Here is a 17,696-nt window from a genome sequence, read left to right on the forward strand (position 1 = left end):
AAAGCACTTGCCGCGCCTTGTGGGTCACGCGGCTTTCGGAAAACCTCGCCAGATATTCCCCGGCAAACCGGTCGTGCAGCAGCGCCATCGCTTCGTTGGCGGTGGGCAGCGGTGCTTCCATGTCGGCGCGTTCGAAGATCAACGCATCATAGGGCGCATTGAACATCAGCGGCGCGTGGAAGGCTTGGCGGTAGGGTTGCAAGTTTGCGGGCTCGTCGCCTTGAAAAAGCACTTTGACCGGATGCAGGGTGCGCCCGGTCAACCAGCCGCACAGCCCCAGCGCACAGGCCAGCGAGGCTTCGGCGCTCTGCCGGGTCGGTGGCAGGTGATCGCCGTGCACGGTCAGGATCAGTGCGTAGCCTTCTTCGAGCAGGCGAAAACTCAGGTCGGCGCTTTCGGCGATGATTCGCTGATAGCGCACCAGCCGTTGAAAGCCTTCAGCCAGGGTGTTGCTCGACATCAAGGCATAGCCGGCAACATGGAACGAGGCCGGTCGCACCACCTTGCCCATGTTCAGGCCAATCGCCGGGTTGCCCGACAGCTCGACTGCCCGTTGCCAGAGCCGGGTCATGGAATCTTGCGGAAAGCGTGCATCCGGATCATTCAGGGCCGCGTAGTCGAGCCCCAGTTGCTTGAACAGTACCCGGCAATCCAGGCCGTCCATCTCCAATGCTTTGACAATCCCCATCGCCCAGCTTGCAGAAGTTGTTCGTTCGCTCATGGCGTTATTCTTTAACATGATGGATCGCATGTTGCGACCCGATTTGCGAAGGATACTAAAGTGGCGCCCATTGTCACTGGCTGTTGCCAGTGTTCACTCTAGACTCAAATAAGCTACCCGCCGAACAACTTGCCATCAGAACAATAACCACAGAGATCGCGGTCGTGGAAAACATCAAGCAATTCAATACCTTCGCCGAGTTCTATCCGTATTACCTCAGCGAACACGCCAACAGCACCTGCCGCCGGTTGCATTTCATCGGCACCACGCTGGTGATATTCATTCTGGCCATGACCATCGCCAAAGGTGCATGGCTGCTGTTGCTGGCCCTGCCACTGGCCGGTTACAGCTTTGCCTGGGTCGGGCACTTCTTCTTTGAAAAAAACCGTCCGGCAACTTTCCAGCATCCGCTGTACAGCCTGCTCGGCGATTTCGTCATGTACCGCGACATGATTCTCGGCCGCGTGGCGTTCTGAAACCCGACACACCTGGAGGCTGGCCGATGAACGCCAATGCCCGCTTCACCCACATGCAGGACGGCACCCAGGAAGACTGGGCGATCATCGCCGCTGACTTCAGCGCTTACGCCCGGCAACTGCCGTCGCGGATCGTTGCGCACCTGAAGCTGCTCGAAGGCGACTTCGGCGGCTTCCCGGTGGATCGCCTGACCCACTCGCTGCAAACCGCGACCCGCGCCTATCGTGACGGGCGTGATGAGGAATACGTGGTGTGTGCGCTGCTGCATGACATCGGCGACACTCTCGGTTCCTACAACCACCCGGACATCGCCGCGGCGATTCTCAAGCCGTTCGTCAGTGCCGAAAATCTGTGGATGGTGGAAAAGCACGGCATCTTTCAGGGCTACTACTTTTTCCATCATCTGGGCATGGATCGGCACCTGCGCGAGCAGTTCGCCGCGCATCCGCAGTATCAGGCGACGGTGGAGTTCTGCGCCAGATACGATGCGGCGGCGTTCGATCCTGCGTATGACACCCTGCCGTTGAGCTTTTTCGAGCCGATGCTGGAGCGGCTGTTTGCGCAGCCGAAGAACTCGATCTACAAGGCGGCGATGGAAGAACATTCGCCCGCCTAAGATCAAAAGATCGCAGCCTTCGGCAGCTCCTACACAGGTCTCATGTAGGAGCTGCCGCAGGCTGCGATCTTTTGCTTTTATGCGATCTCGGCAACCTTGGCCGCCTTGAGCTGCGCCTCCCGCGCCTGGGCATCCGCCAGGCGATACAGCTCGATCGTGCCGTCCCAGTGTTCGATCAACGCCGTGCACGACTCCACCCAATCACCACAGTTGAGGTAATCCACCTCCCCCACCTTGCGGATCTCGGCATGGTGAATATGCCCGCAGACCACGCCATGCAATTCACGCTTCACACATTCATGGGCGATGGCTTCTTCAAAGTCGCTGATAAAACTCACCGCTGTTTTCACCTTGTGCTTCAGGTACGCCGACAACGACCAGTACCCATAGCCATAGCGCGCACGCCAGTGGTTGAGCCAGCGATTGAGGGTCAGGGTGAGCTCATAGGCCGAGTCGCCGAGAAACGCCAGCCAGCGGTGATAGCGGGTGATCACGTCGAACTGGTCGCCGTGAATCACCAGCAGGTGCCGGCCATCCGCCGTGACATGCACCGCCTCGTCGACCAACTGGATATTGCCCAGAATCAGTTTCGAATAACGGCGCAGGAATTCATCGTGATTGCCGGTGACGTAGATCACTTCGGTGCCGCGCTTGCTCATGGTCAGCAGGCGGCGGATCACGTTGGTGTGCGCCTGCGGCCAGTACATGCCGCCACGGAGCTTCCAGCCGTCGATGATGTCACCCACCAGATAGATCTTGTCGGCGTGGTAGCCCTTGAGAAATTGCGACAAGTGCTCGGCCTGGCAATCGCGCGTGCCCAGGTGCACGTCGGAAATCCACAGGGTACGCACCCGTTGTTTACGGCTGGGTCTGGCGAGCTCGGCGCTGGTCATGGGCAACCCTCTGCGATGTTTCCGCAAGAGTGCGCCTGCCGGGTTAATCGACCATGACAGGCATGCGTCAGTCGTGTGACAGCGCGCAGGCCCGGTGTCCCGGTGTAGACTGGCGCTCACTTCGGAGACTTCTGCCATGCGCCCGATCCTGACACTGCGCCAGTACACCCACGATCTGATCATCCACAGCCACGACCACGCCCAGTTGGTGTTCGGTTTGTCCGGCGCGCTGGATTTCGAAGTCGAGGGTCAGGGCAGTCAGGTACGCCAGCAGAGTTTCGTGGTCATTCCCTCCGGCGCCCATCACGCCTGCGGCAGTCCCGATGGCAGTCGTTGCCTGGTGCTGGACATCCCCGATGGACAATGGCTGAACGACTCGTTGGGCGAGCATGCCGATGCCAGCCAGCGCTTGCTTGACCAGCCTGCGCGGTTGTCTCTTGATGCGGGACAAAGCCAATTGGTCAACTGGCTGGCGAACAGTCCGGTCAGTGATCCGTTGATTGCGCAACAAGGCGCAGTCTTGCTGCTCGCGAGCCTGAACCACGCCAGCCCCGCTGAAGTCTCGGCACGGCGCCTGCCCTACCCGGCACTCGATGCGCACATCGAGCGGTACGCCGCCTACCCGCTGCAAGTGGCCGATCTGGCGCAGATCGCCGGGCTGTCCAGCGCTCGCCTGCACGCACGGTTCATGGCGGAATGCGGGCAAACGCCGATGGACTACATTCGCAGCCGACGCCTGCACAAGGCAGTAGGCTTGCTGCGCGAGACCGCGTTGCCGATCGGCGAAATCGCCAGTCGGGTCGGTTACAGCTCGCAAAGTGCCTTCTCGGCCGCCGTGCTGCGAGAGTTCGGCGCCTCACCCGGCCAGTTGCGCCGCGATTCCTGCGACAAAAAACGCTAGTCGGCCGACAGACTTGCGAGCCGCAATACGCTTCAATGTGCATCTACGTGTAGGAACTGCCACAGGCTGCGATCTTTTGATCTTGCTTTGAAGGATCAAGATCAAAAGATCGCAGCCTGCGGCAGCTCCTACAGTGATCATGTTGCGTATCGACAGACTCAAGAAGGATTGCAATGACTCCGCGTACCGCCCTCGGCGCCCTGCATATCGGCGCTCTGATGTTCGGCCTGACCGGTGTGTTCGGCAAACTCGCGATCGCCTCGCCGGCGGTGATCGTCTTCGGACGCGCCGCATTTGCCGTGCTCGCCCTGGCGTTTTTCGCCCGCTTCGCCAGTCAGAACGGCTGGCAGAAACTGCAGGCGCTCGACTGGCGCCGTCTGGCGCTCAGCGGCGTGTTGCTGGCCGGGCACTGGGTGAGTTTTTTCATCGCGGTAAAAGTCGCCGGCGTGGCCATCGCGACCCTGGGCTTTGCCAGCTTCCCGGCGTTCACCGTAATACTCGAAGGGCTGATTTTCCGCGAACGCATCCGCGCCAATGAAATCGTGCTGGTGGTGTTGGTCAGCGTCGGTCTAGTGCTGGTCACCCCGGCGTTCGACCTGGCCAGCGGCGCCACCACCGGGTTGCTCTGGGCGGTGCTGTCGGGCTTGCTGTTCGCCCTGCTCTCGCTGACCAACCGCGCCAGCTCCGGACGCATCCCGGCGGTGCAGGCCGCGCTGTGCCAGAACGTGGTGGTGGCACTGTGTCTGCTGCCGGTCGCGGCCCCGCAACTGAGCGAAGTGCGCGCGCTGGACTGGCTGTGGATCGGCCTGCTCGGGGTGTTCTGCACCGGCGTCGCGCACAGCCTGTTCGTCGCCAGCCTCGCGGTGATCAAGGCACGCACTGCCGCCGTGGTGTTCGCCATGGAACCGGTTTACGGCATCACCATCGCCTGGCTGCTGTTCAATGAAAACCCGACGCTGCGCATGCTGCTCGGCGGCGCGCTGATCATCGTCGCCATCGTGGTCTCGGCGCGGATGTCAGGCAGCGCCGACAAGAAAACCGTGGCTGCCGAAGCTGCGTCTCACTGAGTGCGGTCGTTGTGGCCGAGGTCGCGATCAGGATCGATCTGATCGCGCACCCGCTGCTTGAGTACCTTGGCCTCGGGAAAACCGCCGTCGGCCTTGCGCTCCCAGATTTGCACGTCGTCGCAGCTGATGTGAAATACCCCGCCGGTGCCCGGCACCAGCGAGACCTTGCCGAGGTCATCGCCAAAAGTGCTGAGCAGCTCTTGCGCCAGCCACGCGGCGCGCAGCAGCCACTGGCATTGGGTGCAATAGGTGATGACGACTTCCGCTTTTTTCACGGTCATGTTCGCTGAAACTCCTGAGACAGAGGGCGCCGCTATAATAGCCGGCTTTATCGCTTGCCCCGAGACTCACCATGCGCCGTTTGCTGTTCTGCCTGCTGCTTGGCTTCCTGCCCCTCTTTGCTAATGTCACCGTGCATGCCGCCGAAGCGCCCCGCCCGAAAGTCGGCCTGGTGTTGTCCGGTGGTGCCGCCCGTGGCCTGGCGCACATCGGCGTGCTCAAGGCTCTTGAAGAACAAGGCATCAAGATCGATGCGATTGCCGGCACCAGCATGGGCGCGGTGGTCGGCGGCCTGTATGCCTCGGGCTACAAGATCGATGAACTGGAAAAACTCGCGCTGAACATCGATTGGCAGCAGGCGCTGTCCGACGCACCGCCTCGGGAAGACGTGCCGTTTCGCCGCAAGCAGGACGACCGCGATTTTCTGGTGAAACAGCAACTGAGTTTTCGCGATGACGGTAGCCTCGGCCTGCCGCTGGGGGTGATTCAGGGCCAGAACCTGGCGCTGATGCTGGAGAGCCTGTTGGCGCACACCAGTGACACCCGCGACTTCGACAAGCTGCCGATCCCGTTCCGCGCCGTCGCCACCGACATCGCCAATGGCGAAAAAGTGGTGTTCCGCAAAGGCCACCTGCCGCAGGTGATCCGCGCCAGCATGTCGATTCCGGCGGTGTTTGCCCCGGTCGAACTGGACGGGCGGCTGCTGGTGGACGGCGGCATGACTGACAACATCCCGCTCGACGTCGCGCGGGAGATGGGTGTCGACGTGGCAATCGTGGTCGACATCGGTACGCCACTGCGCAACCGCAAACAACTGACGACCGTGGTCGATGTGCTGAACCAGTCGATCACCCTGATGACCCGGCGCAACTCCGAAGAGCAACTGGCCGCCCTCAAACCCACCGACGTGCTGATCCAGCCGGCGCTGGCGGCATTCGGCGTCACCGATTTCGGCAAGGCCCAGGAGATGATTGACGCCGGTTACCGCGCCACGCGGATTCTCGACGGCCGCCTCGCTCAGCTCAAACCTCAGGAATCCCAGGACGCCGAACTGAACGCAGCCCGCGCCCCGGGCCAGCGCACGCCGATCATCACCGCGATCAGGGTCGAGAACGACTCGAAAGTCGGCGATGAGGTGATTCGCTATTACATCCGTCAGCCGATCGGCGAGCCGCTGGATCTGGGCCGACTGCACTCGGACATGGGCACGCTGTACGGCCTCGACTACTTCGAACAGGTGCAGTACCGCGTGGTGCACAAGGGTCAGGATCACACCCTGGTGATCAGCGCCCGGGGCAAACGCAGCGGCACCGATTACCTGCGGGTCGGCCTGAACCTGTCGGACGACATGCGCGGTGACAGCGCCTTCAACCTCGGCGCCAGCTACCGCATCAACGGCATCAACCGCCTCGGCGCGGAATGGCTGACCCGAGCGCAGATCGGCGACAAGCAGGAACTGTATACCGAGTTCTATCAGCCACTGGACGTCGGCTCGCGCTACTTCGTCGCCCCGTATGCTGCGTTTGAAGCGCAGAACGTCGATTCAATACTCGACAACGATCCGATCGCTCAATACCGCGTCGAGCGCTATGGTTTCGGCCTCAATTTCGGTCGGCAGATCGGCAACAACGGCGAAATTCGCTTCGGGGTCGGCGAAGCCTGGGGCAAAGCGGATGTGCGCATCGGCGATCAGGACCTGCCGAGGGAAAACTTCACTGAAGGTTTCTACTCGCTGAAGTACTCGTTCGATTCGCTGGACAACGTCTACTTTCCTCACGAGGGCAAGGACGTCAGCCTGACCCTGATGCAATTCGAACCGGGGCTGGGGTCGGACACGCGCTACCGGCAGTGGGAATTCAAGCTCGATAAAGCCATGAGCCATGGCCCGGATACGCTGATTCTCGGCGGCCGTTATGGCCGAACGCTGGACGATGCCAACGTGGTGACGTCGAGCTTCCTGCTCGGCGGTGCACGGCAGTTGTCGGGCTTCAGGGAGGACTCGATTTCCGGGCAAAACGTCAGCCTGATGCGCGCGGTGTACTACCGCCGGTTGACGCCGCGCTCTTATTTGCCGCTGGACTTCCCGCTGTATGCCGGGGCGTCGCTGGAGCGTGGACGGGCGTGGAACAACGACAACGAATTCGACAGCGGCTACATCAATGCCGCCAGTGTATTTATCGGCTTCGATACGCCGTTGGGGCCGTTGAACTTCACCTATGGCTTGAATGATGCGAATGAGCAGGCGGTTTATTTGAATCTGGGGCAGACGTTCTGAGTATTCAGGTGGATCTATGTTGTCGGCCTTGACGCCTTCGCGAGCAAGCTCGCTCCCACAATGGAGCGCATTCCAACTGTGGGAGCGAGCTTGCTCGCGAAGGCGTCAGTACAGGCACCGCATCAGCCAATGGCACTCAGATCAGCGGATACCGGCCAATAACGTCCGCGCCGTTTGCTTGAGGGGCTCGTCCCCCTCCTTGAGTAACTCATTGAGCAAGGCAATCGCGCTGTCGATATCCCCGTCATCAATGCAGGTCTGCGCCTGTTCGAGTTTCTCCGAGCCGTGCTCCGGCTCAGTGGCCGCTAGATCCAGCGGCTCCAGCGCCAGCGACTCGCCCGGGTCGCCAAACTCATTGAGAAAGTCATCGTCCAGCGGCTGCGCGTCCGGTTCGGGGATCCACTCCAGCTCCGCCTCATCGCTGGACACGCTTTCGGGCAACTCGAAGTCCGCTGGCAGAACCTCAAGACCGGACTTTGATGCCGTCAGGTCTGCGGGCTGCTCAGGTGTCGAACGACTGTCTTCAAGATCCCAACTGGACGCCATCGACAACTCGCCCAGATTCAGCTCGAAATCATGCTCGGGTGCCGGTTGAACAGCGGCGACCGGTGCGGCAGCGACTATCGGCAATACCGGGATGGATGGCGCCGTACCGTGCAATTTCGGATGACGCTCACGGATAGCAGCCAATTGCTGAGGATCAACGCCCGCTTCACGCAAACGGTCTTCCAGTGGCCCATAAGCCGCGCTGTCACCCTGGCGCCCCAGCACTTCGAGCAATTGCACGCCCAGATCGGTGCGCTCCGGTTCCTTGTCCATGGCGTTGCGTAACAGCCCTGCCGCTTCATTCAAGCGACCGTAGGCGAGATAGATCCCCACCGCCTCCAGGACATCGCCGGCCGCCGGTTCCTCCCGATGTTCGGTGACTGTGCTGATGCCGGCCGATTGGGTGGTCGGCGTGTCTTCAGGATCCGTTTGCCGAGCGGTCGAAAAGTCCGCCAGCGGTGCAGCGCCCTGCACTTGTTGACGCCGACGCCGAAGGAAAAGGCCCCCCATCAACATTCCCAGTAGCACCAGCAACCCACCGAGCAGCGGCCAGTTGAGGCCATCGTCGGCAGCTTCAGGCGCGCTGGTGACTGGCGCCGGTACTGGCGGTGTGACCGCCGGCGCTGGCGGTTTCTGCAACTCACTCAAGCGTGTTTGCAGATCACTGATCTGCTTTTTGCCGTCGGCAATCTGGACATCCTGCGTCTGCAGCCTGGCATTCAGTTCGTCGACGGTCTTTTGCAATTGCTGATTCTGCAGCACGCTGGCCGCCAGCTGCTCGGCCACCGCATCATTGACCGCAGGAACAGGCGCAGCAGGCGCCGTATCGCGTTTGCCTTGGGCAGACTGCGGCGCCGCTGTGGCAGGTTCTACGGTGGGAAACTCGGAAGACTGCGGACGAGGATCGGGTTCATCCGTGGCCGGTACGATGGTCGGTGATCCGGGCGGATCGATCAGCACCGTGTACTCGCGCAGCAAGCGGCCGTTGGGCTGATTGAGCTGCACCAGAAAATTCAGAAAGGGTTCGTTGACCGGTTTGCGCGAAGTCACCCGGATCATCTGGTGATTGCCATGCAGGATCGGGGTGAACCTGAGGTCATTGAGGAAGAACACCCGCTCGACCCCGGCCCTGCCGAATTCATCGGCCGTTGCCAGGCTGACCGAGAGATCGCTGGCACTGAAGCCACCGGCATCCACCAGCGCTATGTCAGCCTTGAGTGGCTGATTGAGGGCCGAGTGAACGGTGATGTCTCCCAGCCCCAATGCCATCGACCAGGTCGAATAGCTGAATACGCCAGCGACCAGCAGCCATTTGGCGCCACCGCGCAGTACCACGTGCCGACTTGCGTGCATGAGCATCCCTTAAATAAGCAAAACCGGTTTCTATGCGTTCGCACATCCGGTACGAACACGATATTGCCCAGTAGTTCTTATAGTCTGCTCAGCGCAATCCCTCAAAAAACCGGCGTGCGGTTATGCCTCAAGATTTTTCCAGGTTGGCCAGAATGTGTCCGTGAACCCGCATGCACACCTTCAAATCCGCCTCGTCGACGCCTTCGAACAATTCATGCCGAAGTTGCGTGGCAATGGTTTCGATCTGTTCGATCAGCGGTAACGCCGGGGCGCAGAGCACGATTTTTTTCGCCCGGCGGTCTTCCATCACGGACTGGCGTTGCACCAGACCCTGGCTTTCCAGGCTGTCGAGCAAACGTGCGAGGGTCGGACCTTCGACGCCGACGCTCTGCGCCAGCTCGCGTTGGGTTGGCGCGTCTTCGAAACGCGCCAGGTGCAGCAGCACCAGCCAGCGTGCCTGGGACAAGCCCAGACCGGCCAGCCGGCGATCCAGTTCGGCACGCCAGCCACGGGACATCTGGGCCAGTTGCATACCAAAGCGGTGTTGATCGGTTAACGGCATAAAATACTCATGAGTAGACTGACAAATAGAGAAAAACTAATTATTAGTCAGCTAAGCATGACCTTTGGCTATAGGCAAGAGCCGACCTGTACTGAATCGTTACAACTGCCTGACGGTTGGCGCAAACGCCCTCTTACATTTCAAACTCGGATTGCAACGCAGCCCTTACGCAATAAAGAACGCCCTCCGGCACGCGACCGGCGAACAGTTCGGCCACTTCGGCGACCGACGGTAACTCGCCCTCGCCGTCGAGGAACGCGTCCTGCACTTCACCCATCAGTTCTTCCGGCAAGTCCAGTGCCTGCTCCAGCGACAACTGCTGCTTGCCGATGGCCTCGGCGAGCATGGTGTAGACGTTCTTTTCCGAGCACTGCAACTGCCCGGCGATCTGCATCGGGGTCATGCCGGCGCGGGCCAGGGTGATCAGCTCGTGGCGCACGTCGGCCACCGCTTTCGGCGCTTCGGCCTCGCCGCCAAGCACTTCAAGGAAGGCCTCGCCGTAACGCTCCAGCTTGCGTGCACCGACACCGCTGACCCGCGCCATGTCGGCCAGCGAGGTCGGCTGGCTGCGCAGCATTTCCAGCAGGGTCGAGTCGGGGAAGATGACGTACGGCGGCACGCCATGCTCCTCGGCGAGTTTGCGCCGCAGCGCACGCAGGGCTTCCCACTGTTCGCGCTCTTCGCCGCGCACCAGCTGGCTGGCCGGGCTCTTGCTGGCGGTCTTGGCGGTGACCTGCGGTTTGAGGTCGCGGCGCAGTTCCAGCGTCACCTCGCCCTTGAGCAACGGCCGGCAGGTGTCGCTCAGGCGCAAACCGCCATAACCCTCGTGATCGACGTCGGCCAGACCACGGGCCACCAGTTGCCGGAACAGCGAGCGCCATTCGCTCTCGCTCAGCGCCTTGCCGACGCCATACACCGACAGGTGCTGATGGCCGAAGCTGCGGACCTTTTCGTTATCCTTGCCCAGCAGCACGTCCACCAGATGGCCGACGCCATAGCGCTGACCGGTGCGATAAATCGCCGAGAGTGCCTGACGCGCCGGTTCGGTGGCGTCCCAGGTCTGCACGCCGTCGACGCAGTTGTCGCAGTGGCCGCACGGCTCGGGCATGTCTTCATCGAAGTACGCCAGCAGGGCCTGGCGGCGGCAGCGGGTTTCTTCGCAGAGCGAGAGCATGGCGTCGAGCTTGTGCTGCTCCAGACGCTTGTGGCGCTCATCGCCTTCGGAGTTCTGCAGCATCTGCTTGAGCATCACCACGTCTTGCAGACCGTAGGCCATCCACGCATCGGCCGGCAGGCCGTCACGACCGCCGCGCCCGGTTTCCTGGTAATAGGCCTCAAGGGATTTGGGCAGATCGAGGTGCGCAACGAAACGCACGTTGGGCTTGTCGATGCCCATGCCGAACGCCACGGTGGCGACCATGATCAGGCCTTCCTCATTGAGGAAGCGTTTCTGGTGGTAGGCGCGCAGATCGTTGGGCAGACCGGCGTGATACGGCAGCGCCGGGAAGCCCTGCTCGCTTAGGAACGCGGCGACTTCCTCGACTTTCTTGCGCGACAGGCAATACACGATGCCGGCATCGCTGCGCCGCTCGGCGAGGAACGCCAGCAACTGCTTGCGCGGCTGCTCCTTGGGCACGATGCGGTAGAAGATGTTCGGCCGGTCGAAACTCGACAGAAAGCGCTCGGCGTTCTGCAAGTGCAAGCGGGTGACGATTTCTTCGCGGGTACGTTTGTCGGCGGTGGCGGTCAGGGCGATGCGCGGCACATCGGGGAACATTTCCGCCAACTGGCCCAGTTGCAGGTATTCCGGCCGGAAGTCATGGCCCCATTGCGACACGCAATGCGCCTCGTCGATGGCAAATAGCGCTATGTTCAGCCCTTGCAGGAAGGACAGCATGCGCGGCTGTACCAGACGCTCGGGCGCCAGATAAAGCATCTTCACTTCGCCACGCTTGATTCGCGCCGCCAGATCGCGCTGCTGTTCGGCGCTCAGCGTGGAGTTCAGTGCAGCGGCAGCCACGCCCAGCTCTTCAAGGGTGGCGACCTGATCGTCCATCAGGGCGATCAATGGCGACACCACCACCGCCAGGCCTTCGCGCAGCAGCGCCGGGACCTGGAAGCACAGGGATTTGCCACCACCGGTAGGCATCAGCACCAGCGCATCACCGCCGCTGGCCACGCGCTCAATGATTGCACCCTGGCGGCCACGGAAACTGTCGTAGCCGAAGATGTCCTTGAGGACGCGTTGAGCCTGTTCGAGCATAAAAACTCCAAAAATCTACCGAAACATCCCTGCACAGGCTGGTTCAGGACAGCCAGGGCTGCTTAAACAAAACGTAAGAGCGCATTGCAAGCCAGCCGCAATACGAGCAGGGAGCGCAAAACGCGGCAGTATACCCGAGCCCTTCCCGACGAGGGGTGCCGCTGAGAAGACTCATCTTCTGTAGGAGCTGCCGAAGGCTGCGATCTTCTGATCTTGATCTTGAAAAACAAAATCAAAAGATCGCAGCCTTCGGCAGCTCCTACAGGGGTGGGCGGTGGATCTGCGGGTCGTGGCGGGGCAAATCTGCCATGCGGCTGGCTTGAGCGCGCAAGAAGGCCTAGAATTCCCGCATTGTTTATTCCCCCAAGGTAGCCCCGTAATGTCCTTCGCTGAGCAACTGACCCGCCTGCAAGTCTTCCTCGACGCCGACGAGCTGCACGAAGAGGCGCTGGATTACGTGGCCGCCCACGGTTACCTGACCGCCCTGTCGATCTGTGCAGAAGACGTACCGGAACGTGAGTGGATCGACGCCCTGTTCGCCGAAGAGCCGCATTACAGCAGCGAAGCCCAGCGCGAAGAGATCGAAGCCACGCTGATCGGCCTCAAGGCACACATCGCCCGCCAACTGGCGTCCGACGAAGAATTCGAACTGCCGTGCGATCTGGATCTGGGCGACGAGCCGGACGACTCCGAACTGCGCGGCTGGTGCATCGGTTTCATGGAAGGCGTGTTCCTGCGCGAAGCGGCCTGGTTCGAGACCGCCGAAGAAGAAGTCAGCGAAATGCTCCTGCCGATCATGGTCGGTTCGGGCCTGTTCGACGAGCAGCCAGAGTTCGAAGACATCGCCAAGGACGCCAACCTGATGGACGACATGATCGTGCAGATCCCGGAAGCCCTGACCGCACTGTACTTGCTGTGCCAGGCCCCGGACGAAAAACCGGCGATCCTCAAGCCACGCCATCACTAAGATACGGCCTATGGACAACCCCATAGGCAACCGCCCCCTGATGTTGCGCTACTTGCTGCTGGCCATCGGCTGGCTCAGCGTGGCATTGGGGGTGATCGGGATTTTCCTGCCGGTCCTGCCCACCACCCCCTTCCTTCTGCTCGCCGCAGCCTGCTTCGCGCGCAGCTCTCCGCGTTTCTATCACTGGCTGGTCGAGCATCCCCGGCTCGGGCCATGGATCCGCGACTACCTCGACGGCAACGGCATACCGCTCAAAGGCAAGGTCTACGCGATCGGGCTGATGTGGGCGAGCATTCTGTTCTCCTGCTACCTGGTGCCACTGCCGTGGGCGCGGGGGTTCATGCTGACCAGCGCGGTGCTGGTGACGGTTTATATCCTCAGACAGAAAACCTTGCGCAAACCTTGATTCCCCCGCTTTCCAACCCTTCCAAACGACAGACCGCTCATCGGATATACCTGCCTACCTGTTATTTCTGACAGTAGACAGTTAGCTCGCTTGCCCACTTAAATCAACCCAGCCCTTGACCTGCGGCTCGAACTCCCAATCGTTCGTTCCTGCCCGGGAATCCCGTCATCCGGTCGTCGCGTCCAAGGCCAGAAACCCTTGACGTCACTGACGTACCCCCTTGGATGGAGTTGATCATGTTCACTTTCCGCCGGTCCCTGTTCCCCAGTCGTAATGAACTGCCCGCTCCATTGTCAGGGTTGGTCCCTCCCTTTTTCGCCGACATGATTATCCCTGTACCGGATGCCGATGGAGGGATCAACAAAAACGCATTCGAAGCGTTCGATGAAGGATTGTTTGCCCTTATCGACCCTTACCGGTCAATGGCGATCGATGATTTGCTGGAGGTCTTCCTGAATGACAAAAAGGTCGGCGAACTGAAGGTCAAGGATGAACACCTCAATAATCGATGGTTGTTCTTCGTGCCCAAGGACGGACTGATACCGGGACTGTTCACCTGCCACTACGTATTGACCCGCGTCGGCGAAACCATACCCGATGATCCATCGGCCAAATTGACGCTGTTGCTGGAGATCGACGACCCGGCCGGTGACGACAAGCGTCCCTTCGAGCCTTGGCATTCGGAGCTGAAGAAGGTCGGGTTACCGCAGGATGTCATCGATAACGGCGTGACCAAGGAGTGGGCCGACAAAGGCGTGCCGATGACCATCACGCGTTATCCCAATATCGCGGTGGGCGACATCATTCTCGCAATGTGGGGTAGCGTTTTTATTCCGCCACATACGCTGACACAGGCAGAAGTGGATGGCACCGTCGACATTGTCGTCATGGCCAGGCCCGAAGATATCCTTACTGCCGGTGACAGTGCTGCAATGAAGGTCCATTACAACGTTTGCGACCTGGTTTACAACTGGAGCGTCAAGTGGTCAGAAGCCACCTCAGTGCGCGTTGACGCTGGGGCATCACGCCTTGATGAGCTCATCATCAAGGAAGCGAATGACGGGAAAATAATTCTTGCAGACCTGGACGCCAAACCTGTAACCCTGCAGATCCTGATCAAATTCGGCGATGTCTTCACTGCCGGTGACACACTCCTGATCACCGTGATCGGCACGCCGATTCCCGGCAGACCACCTCAGACATTCACCGTTGAAGCCATCGTCCGCACTCCGCCCTATGTTCATGAAATCCCGGTTGCCTACGAGTTCGTGAAACTCTTCGCCCAAGGCACCCTTGATGCCTCATACGCGCTGCGCAAGCAGGATGGCAGCCCGACGCTTTACTCCAAGCGCACCTTCGCTACGGTGATCGGCAATCCGTCGTTGCTGCCAGCACCGACAATCATTGAGGTGGTCGGGAACATTCTGCCCGTCCTGACACAAGTGGCATCGGTAGTAATCAGATATCCAGGTATCCGAAATGGCGATCACATCACGTTGATCTGGGTGGGCATAAAATCCAACGGTGATGCCTACCTGCATGAAGAGGAATACGCCGTCTCGGCTGAAGAACAGAAAATCGGCGAGGTGATCATTTACGTCATGGGCGAGCACGTAAAAGCCTTGGAAAATGGCAGCCTCAAAGTGCAGTACCGGGCATTCAACGATGCTGCCGGCCAGTACGGCACCCGCGAATCCGATTTTTTGCGGGTCAGCGTGGGAACATGGCAGGCAACGCTTCCAGCGCCCAAGGTTGAAGAAGCACCGAACGACATTCTCGATCCGTCTCAAACGGACAAGCTGGTTCATGTGCTGGTCAAACCGGTGAATTGGGTCAAGGGCGATACGCTGACTTACCACTGGATCGGGATGACCCAGTATGGCAGCACAAGCGCAAGCATACCGATCACCCTGGCAACTGTCGGCCAGCCCGTAAGGTTCCGCGTAGACGAACAATATGTCTCGGCCAATATCGGCTATTACGTGACCGTTATCTATACGTTGCTGCACGCTGCCACCGGAAAATACAGTTATTCCGCCTCTTTGAGGGTGCTGGTCGGCATTCCTCTGGGCAGGTTGCTGCCACCTACGGTGGTTCAGGCCCCAGATGGCATACTGAATCCGATGAATGCACGCAATGGCGTGGACATCGATTGCAGCTACGCGACCATGGACGCCTTGCTCGACAATCTCGGATTGAAATGGCGGGGTACGCCCGGCGCCGGGACCTCAGAGGACATGGAGAAACCTGCCGAAACCACCGGCACCGTGAGGTTCCACCTTCCGCCCTCCTTTGTCGGCGCCAATATCGGCCACGAGGTGTGGGTCAATTACGTCGTCCAGCGCTATGGCTTAGAGACGCCCTCGGAAATTCTTGCGCTGAAGGTACTCAACTTTCAAAACCCTGAAACGGAACTGCCAAGACCCGAGGTTCCAGAAGCGAGGGCTGGCGAGTTACTGGTAATGGAGCTAGCCGCGAACGCGAGCGTTCTGGTCAAGGCATGGCCGTTTATTGCCCTGAACCAATTGGTCTGGCTATACATCGAAGGGCAGACCAGCACGGGCAACCATCGAATCGATCTGCTCACCGCGCATAAAGTGAACTCGACGCAACTCACTCAAGGCCTGCATGAAACCCTGCTCAAAACGCAGTTATTGAACTTGCTTCACGGCTCCAACGCCTCCGTGGTCTGCAAAGTCATTTTCGATAACAACACGGATGAACATGCCGCCATCGTTTTCCCGAAACTGCCGCTGGTCATCCGCCAGCACTACGAGTACGTCACGCCCGTCATCACCATCGTAAAGACGGCGCAAGGCACGGTCATTGCCGAGGGTGGCCTGACTTACGACAAACGTTTGACGATCGTGGGTACAGCGACGCGTGCCGAGAAAGTCGATGTTCAGATCGACGGGGTCTCGAAGGGTATGCCTACCGTCGATGCCAATAGCGAGTTCACTATCACCGTCGACTTGATCGAAGGCCTGCATCGCGTCGTTGCAATCGCCCAATATGAGGCCGACGACAGGATCAGTAATCCAAGATCCTTCACCATCAAAGAAGCAACGTTGCCCAGTATCACCGGCGTCAGGGACAGCAAGGGAGCTGTGGGCAACAACGGCACAACCTACGACAATCAGGTAACGGTCAGTGTGAATGCCGATCCGGACCAAAAAGCTCAACTTTACGACAGTGCATCGCCCATCGGACAGCCGATTGATCTGGACGGCAACGGCGATGGCAGCACCCCATTATCAAATCTTCAACAGAAGGCTTACTCGCTCAAGGCCAGAGCACTTTATGGCAGTCAACTTGAGTCCCCCATCCACGCATTTACAGTCCGCGCCCACCTCCCCACCACGCTGACCTCGGTTCGGCATTCGGGCGGGGAACTGGCTGACGGCGGCAAAACCACAGACACTTCGGTGATTGTGAGCGGAGAGGCAACGCCGCTGTACAGCGTGCAGGTTTTTCTCAACAACGAGGCGGGGCAAATCGTGCCTGCCAACGGGAGCGGTGTCTGGTCACTCAGCCTCGGCATTCCTCTGGGTTCGAATACGGTTTTCGCGAAGTCGGTAGCCAACAATCAACAGACCGTGTCGCGCAGCTTCACCCGAGAAGTTCCTTTGCCGCCGTTGTATTTCAACACCAGCCCGGTCGCGTTGGGCGGCTGGATTTTCCGCTCGGATACCACCCCTACCAATCCTCCGGCTGGCAGTTTTATCGACAGGCAGGCAAGCGGCGGTGTCCCACCCTATCAATACTCATCAAGCAACCCGGCCGTCGCGGAGGTAAACGTCAGCACCGGGCGGGTGATCTCCAAAGGCAACGGCAGCGCTGTCATCACCGTCCGCGATCGTGCAAACCAGGCAGCTTCCTACTCTGTTTCGGTCTCGAACGTGCATCGAATCTTTGGGACCGGCGCATTCAATACCTATACCGAATGCAGCAAGGCGGCGGGTAACCAGGGCGGGCGAATTCCATCCCTGGCGGAGTGGCGTTCACACATCAACACTTATGCAGGTATCAGGTTGGATATGGGATGGGCTTGGGCGGCTGATTCGGCTGGCCTTTTAAAACGCTGGTCGATTTTTCCGGCGACAGGACAGACACAGGCTTTAAAAGACTTCGGTTTTGGAGGCAATACGGCATTAGGGTACGGCATCAGGTAAGTTGAGCTGGATACCCCAGCAAACCGGCAGCTTCCTCAAGGGGATAAGGAAACGGATTTATTTAATACTGTAACAACCCCTGCAGGAGCTGCCGAAGGCCGCGATCTTTTGCTCATGGTTTTCAAGAAGCAGAATCAATAGATCGCAGCCTGCGGCAGCTCCTACAGGGCGGGTGGGATCCATTTCGTAGGGCTCACG

The 17,696-nt window shown here is 59.9% G+C and carries 13 protein-coding genes and 1 pseudogene; 8 read left to right on the forward strand and 6 right to left on the reverse strand.

Translation table 11 applies throughout. The annotated features are described in order from the left end of the window. Nucleotides 1-721, reverse strand: a pseudogene (locus DBR18_RS17115) (AraC family transcriptional regulator); the annotation flags it as partial. Nucleotides 722-885: 164 nt separating this feature from the next. On the opposite strand from DBR18_RS17115, the gene DBR18_RS17120 reads away from it, so the two are divergent. Together DBR18_RS17120 and DBR18_RS17125 are read left to right on the forward strand one after the other, a co-directional pair. Continuing rightward, the gene (locus DBR18_RS17120) at nucleotides 886-1,197 is read left to right on the forward strand and encodes a DUF962 domain-containing protein (protein WP_003222750.1); all 312 of its coding nucleotides are present in this window, start codon (nucleotides 886-888) and stop codon (nucleotides 1,195-1,197) included. Between the two features lie 26 nt (nucleotides 1,198-1,223). Then, complete coding sequence (locus DBR18_RS17125) at nucleotides 1,224-1,814, forward strand: HD domain-containing protein (protein WP_108591190.1); 591 nt, start codon at nucleotides 1,224-1,226, stop codon at nucleotides 1,812-1,814. Nucleotides 1,815-1,891: 77 nt separating this feature from the next. On the opposite strand, the gene DBR18_RS17130 is transcribed toward DBR18_RS17125, so the two are convergent. Next, entirely contained in the window at nucleotides 1,892-2,707 is an 816-nt protein-coding gene (locus DBR18_RS17130) for a UDP-2,3-diacylglucosamine diphosphatase (RefSeq protein WP_108591191.1), read from the reverse strand. A gap of 136 nt (nucleotides 2,708-2,843) precedes the next feature. Between DBR18_RS17130 and DBR18_RS17135 the strand changes: the two genes are divergently transcribed. Both DBR18_RS17135 and DBR18_RS17145 read left to right on the forward strand, forming a co-directional pair. Continuing rightward, nucleotides 2,844-3,608, forward strand: coding sequence for an AraC family transcriptional regulator (locus DBR18_RS17135; RefSeq protein ID WP_108591192.1), 765 nt, complete (start codon nucleotides 2,844-2,846; stop codon nucleotides 3,606-3,608). 173 nt (nucleotides 3,609-3,781) lie between these two features. Continuing rightward, entirely contained in the window at nucleotides 3,782-4,675 is an 894-nt protein-coding gene (locus DBR18_RS17145) for a DMT family transporter (RefSeq protein WP_108591193.1), read from the forward strand. Here DBR18_RS17145 and DBR18_RS17150 read toward each other — a convergent pair. Next, on the reverse strand, nucleotides 4,669-4,956 hold the full coding sequence (locus tag DBR18_RS17150; protein WP_108591194.1) for a SelT/SelW/SelH family protein: 288 nt from the start codon (nucleotides 4,954-4,956) through the stop codon (nucleotides 4,669-4,671). The two genes, DBR18_RS17145 and DBR18_RS17150, sit on opposite strands and share 7 nt — an antisense overlap. Nucleotides 4,957-5,027: 71 nt before the next feature. Between DBR18_RS17150 and DBR18_RS17155 the strand changes: the two genes are divergently transcribed. Then, nucleotides 5,028-7,229 (forward strand): patatin-like phospholipase family protein, encoded by a 2,202-nt coding sequence (locus DBR18_RS17155; protein ID WP_108591195.1) that lies wholly within the window; start codon nucleotides 5,028-5,030, stop codon nucleotides 7,227-7,229. 141 nt (nucleotides 7,230-7,370) lie between these two features. On the opposite strand, the gene DBR18_RS17160 is transcribed toward DBR18_RS17155, so the two are convergent. From DBR18_RS17160 to recQ, 3 genes are all read right to left on the reverse strand, one after another. Continuing rightward, a complete protein-coding gene (locus DBR18_RS17160) occupies nucleotides 7,371-9,128 on the reverse strand; it encodes a FimV/HubP family polar landmark protein (protein ID WP_108591196.1) in 1,758 nt (585 codons plus the stop codon). Nucleotides 9,129-9,255: 127 nt separating this feature from the next. Further along, on the reverse strand, nucleotides 9,256-9,690 hold the full coding sequence (locus tag DBR18_RS17165; protein ID WP_007962151.1) for a MarR family transcriptional regulator: 435 nt from the start codon (nucleotides 9,688-9,690) through the stop codon (nucleotides 9,256-9,258). 133 nt (nucleotides 9,691-9,823) lie between these two features. Beyond that, nucleotides 9,824-11,953 (reverse strand): DNA helicase RecQ, encoded by a 2,130-nt coding sequence (recQ, locus tag DBR18_RS17170; RefSeq protein ID WP_108591197.1) that lies wholly within the window; start codon nucleotides 11,951-11,953, stop codon nucleotides 9,824-9,826. Nucleotides 11,954-12,332: 379 nt separating this feature from the next. Here recQ and DBR18_RS17180 point away from each other — a divergent pair, with 379 nt between their 5' ends. The 3 genes from DBR18_RS17180 (at nucleotide 12,333) to DBR18_RS17190 (ending at nucleotide 17,498) form a co-directional block, all read left to right on the forward strand. Beyond that, complete coding sequence (locus tag DBR18_RS17180; RefSeq protein ID WP_007962155.1) at nucleotides 12,333-12,920, forward strand: YecA family protein; 588 nt, start codon at nucleotides 12,333-12,335, stop codon at nucleotides 12,918-12,920. Nucleotides 12,921-12,930: 10 nt separating this feature from the next. Then, the gene (locus DBR18_RS17185; protein ID WP_108591198.1) at nucleotides 12,931-13,326 is read left to right on the forward strand and encodes a YbaN family protein; all 396 of its coding nucleotides are present in this window, start codon (nucleotides 12,931-12,933) and stop codon (nucleotides 13,324-13,326) included. A gap of 236 nt (nucleotides 13,327-13,562) precedes the next feature. Then, entirely contained in the window at nucleotides 13,563-17,498 is a 3,936-nt protein-coding gene (locus DBR18_RS17190) for an Ig-like domain repeat protein (RefSeq protein WP_177482399.1), read from the forward strand. The last annotated feature ends 198 nt before the right edge of the window (nucleotides 17,499-17,696 follow it).

The sequence above is a fragment of the Pseudomonas sp. HMWF021 genome (genome assembly GCF_003061005.1).
GTDB lineage: Bacteria > Pseudomonadota > Gammaproteobacteria > Pseudomonadales > Pseudomonadaceae > Aquipseudomonas.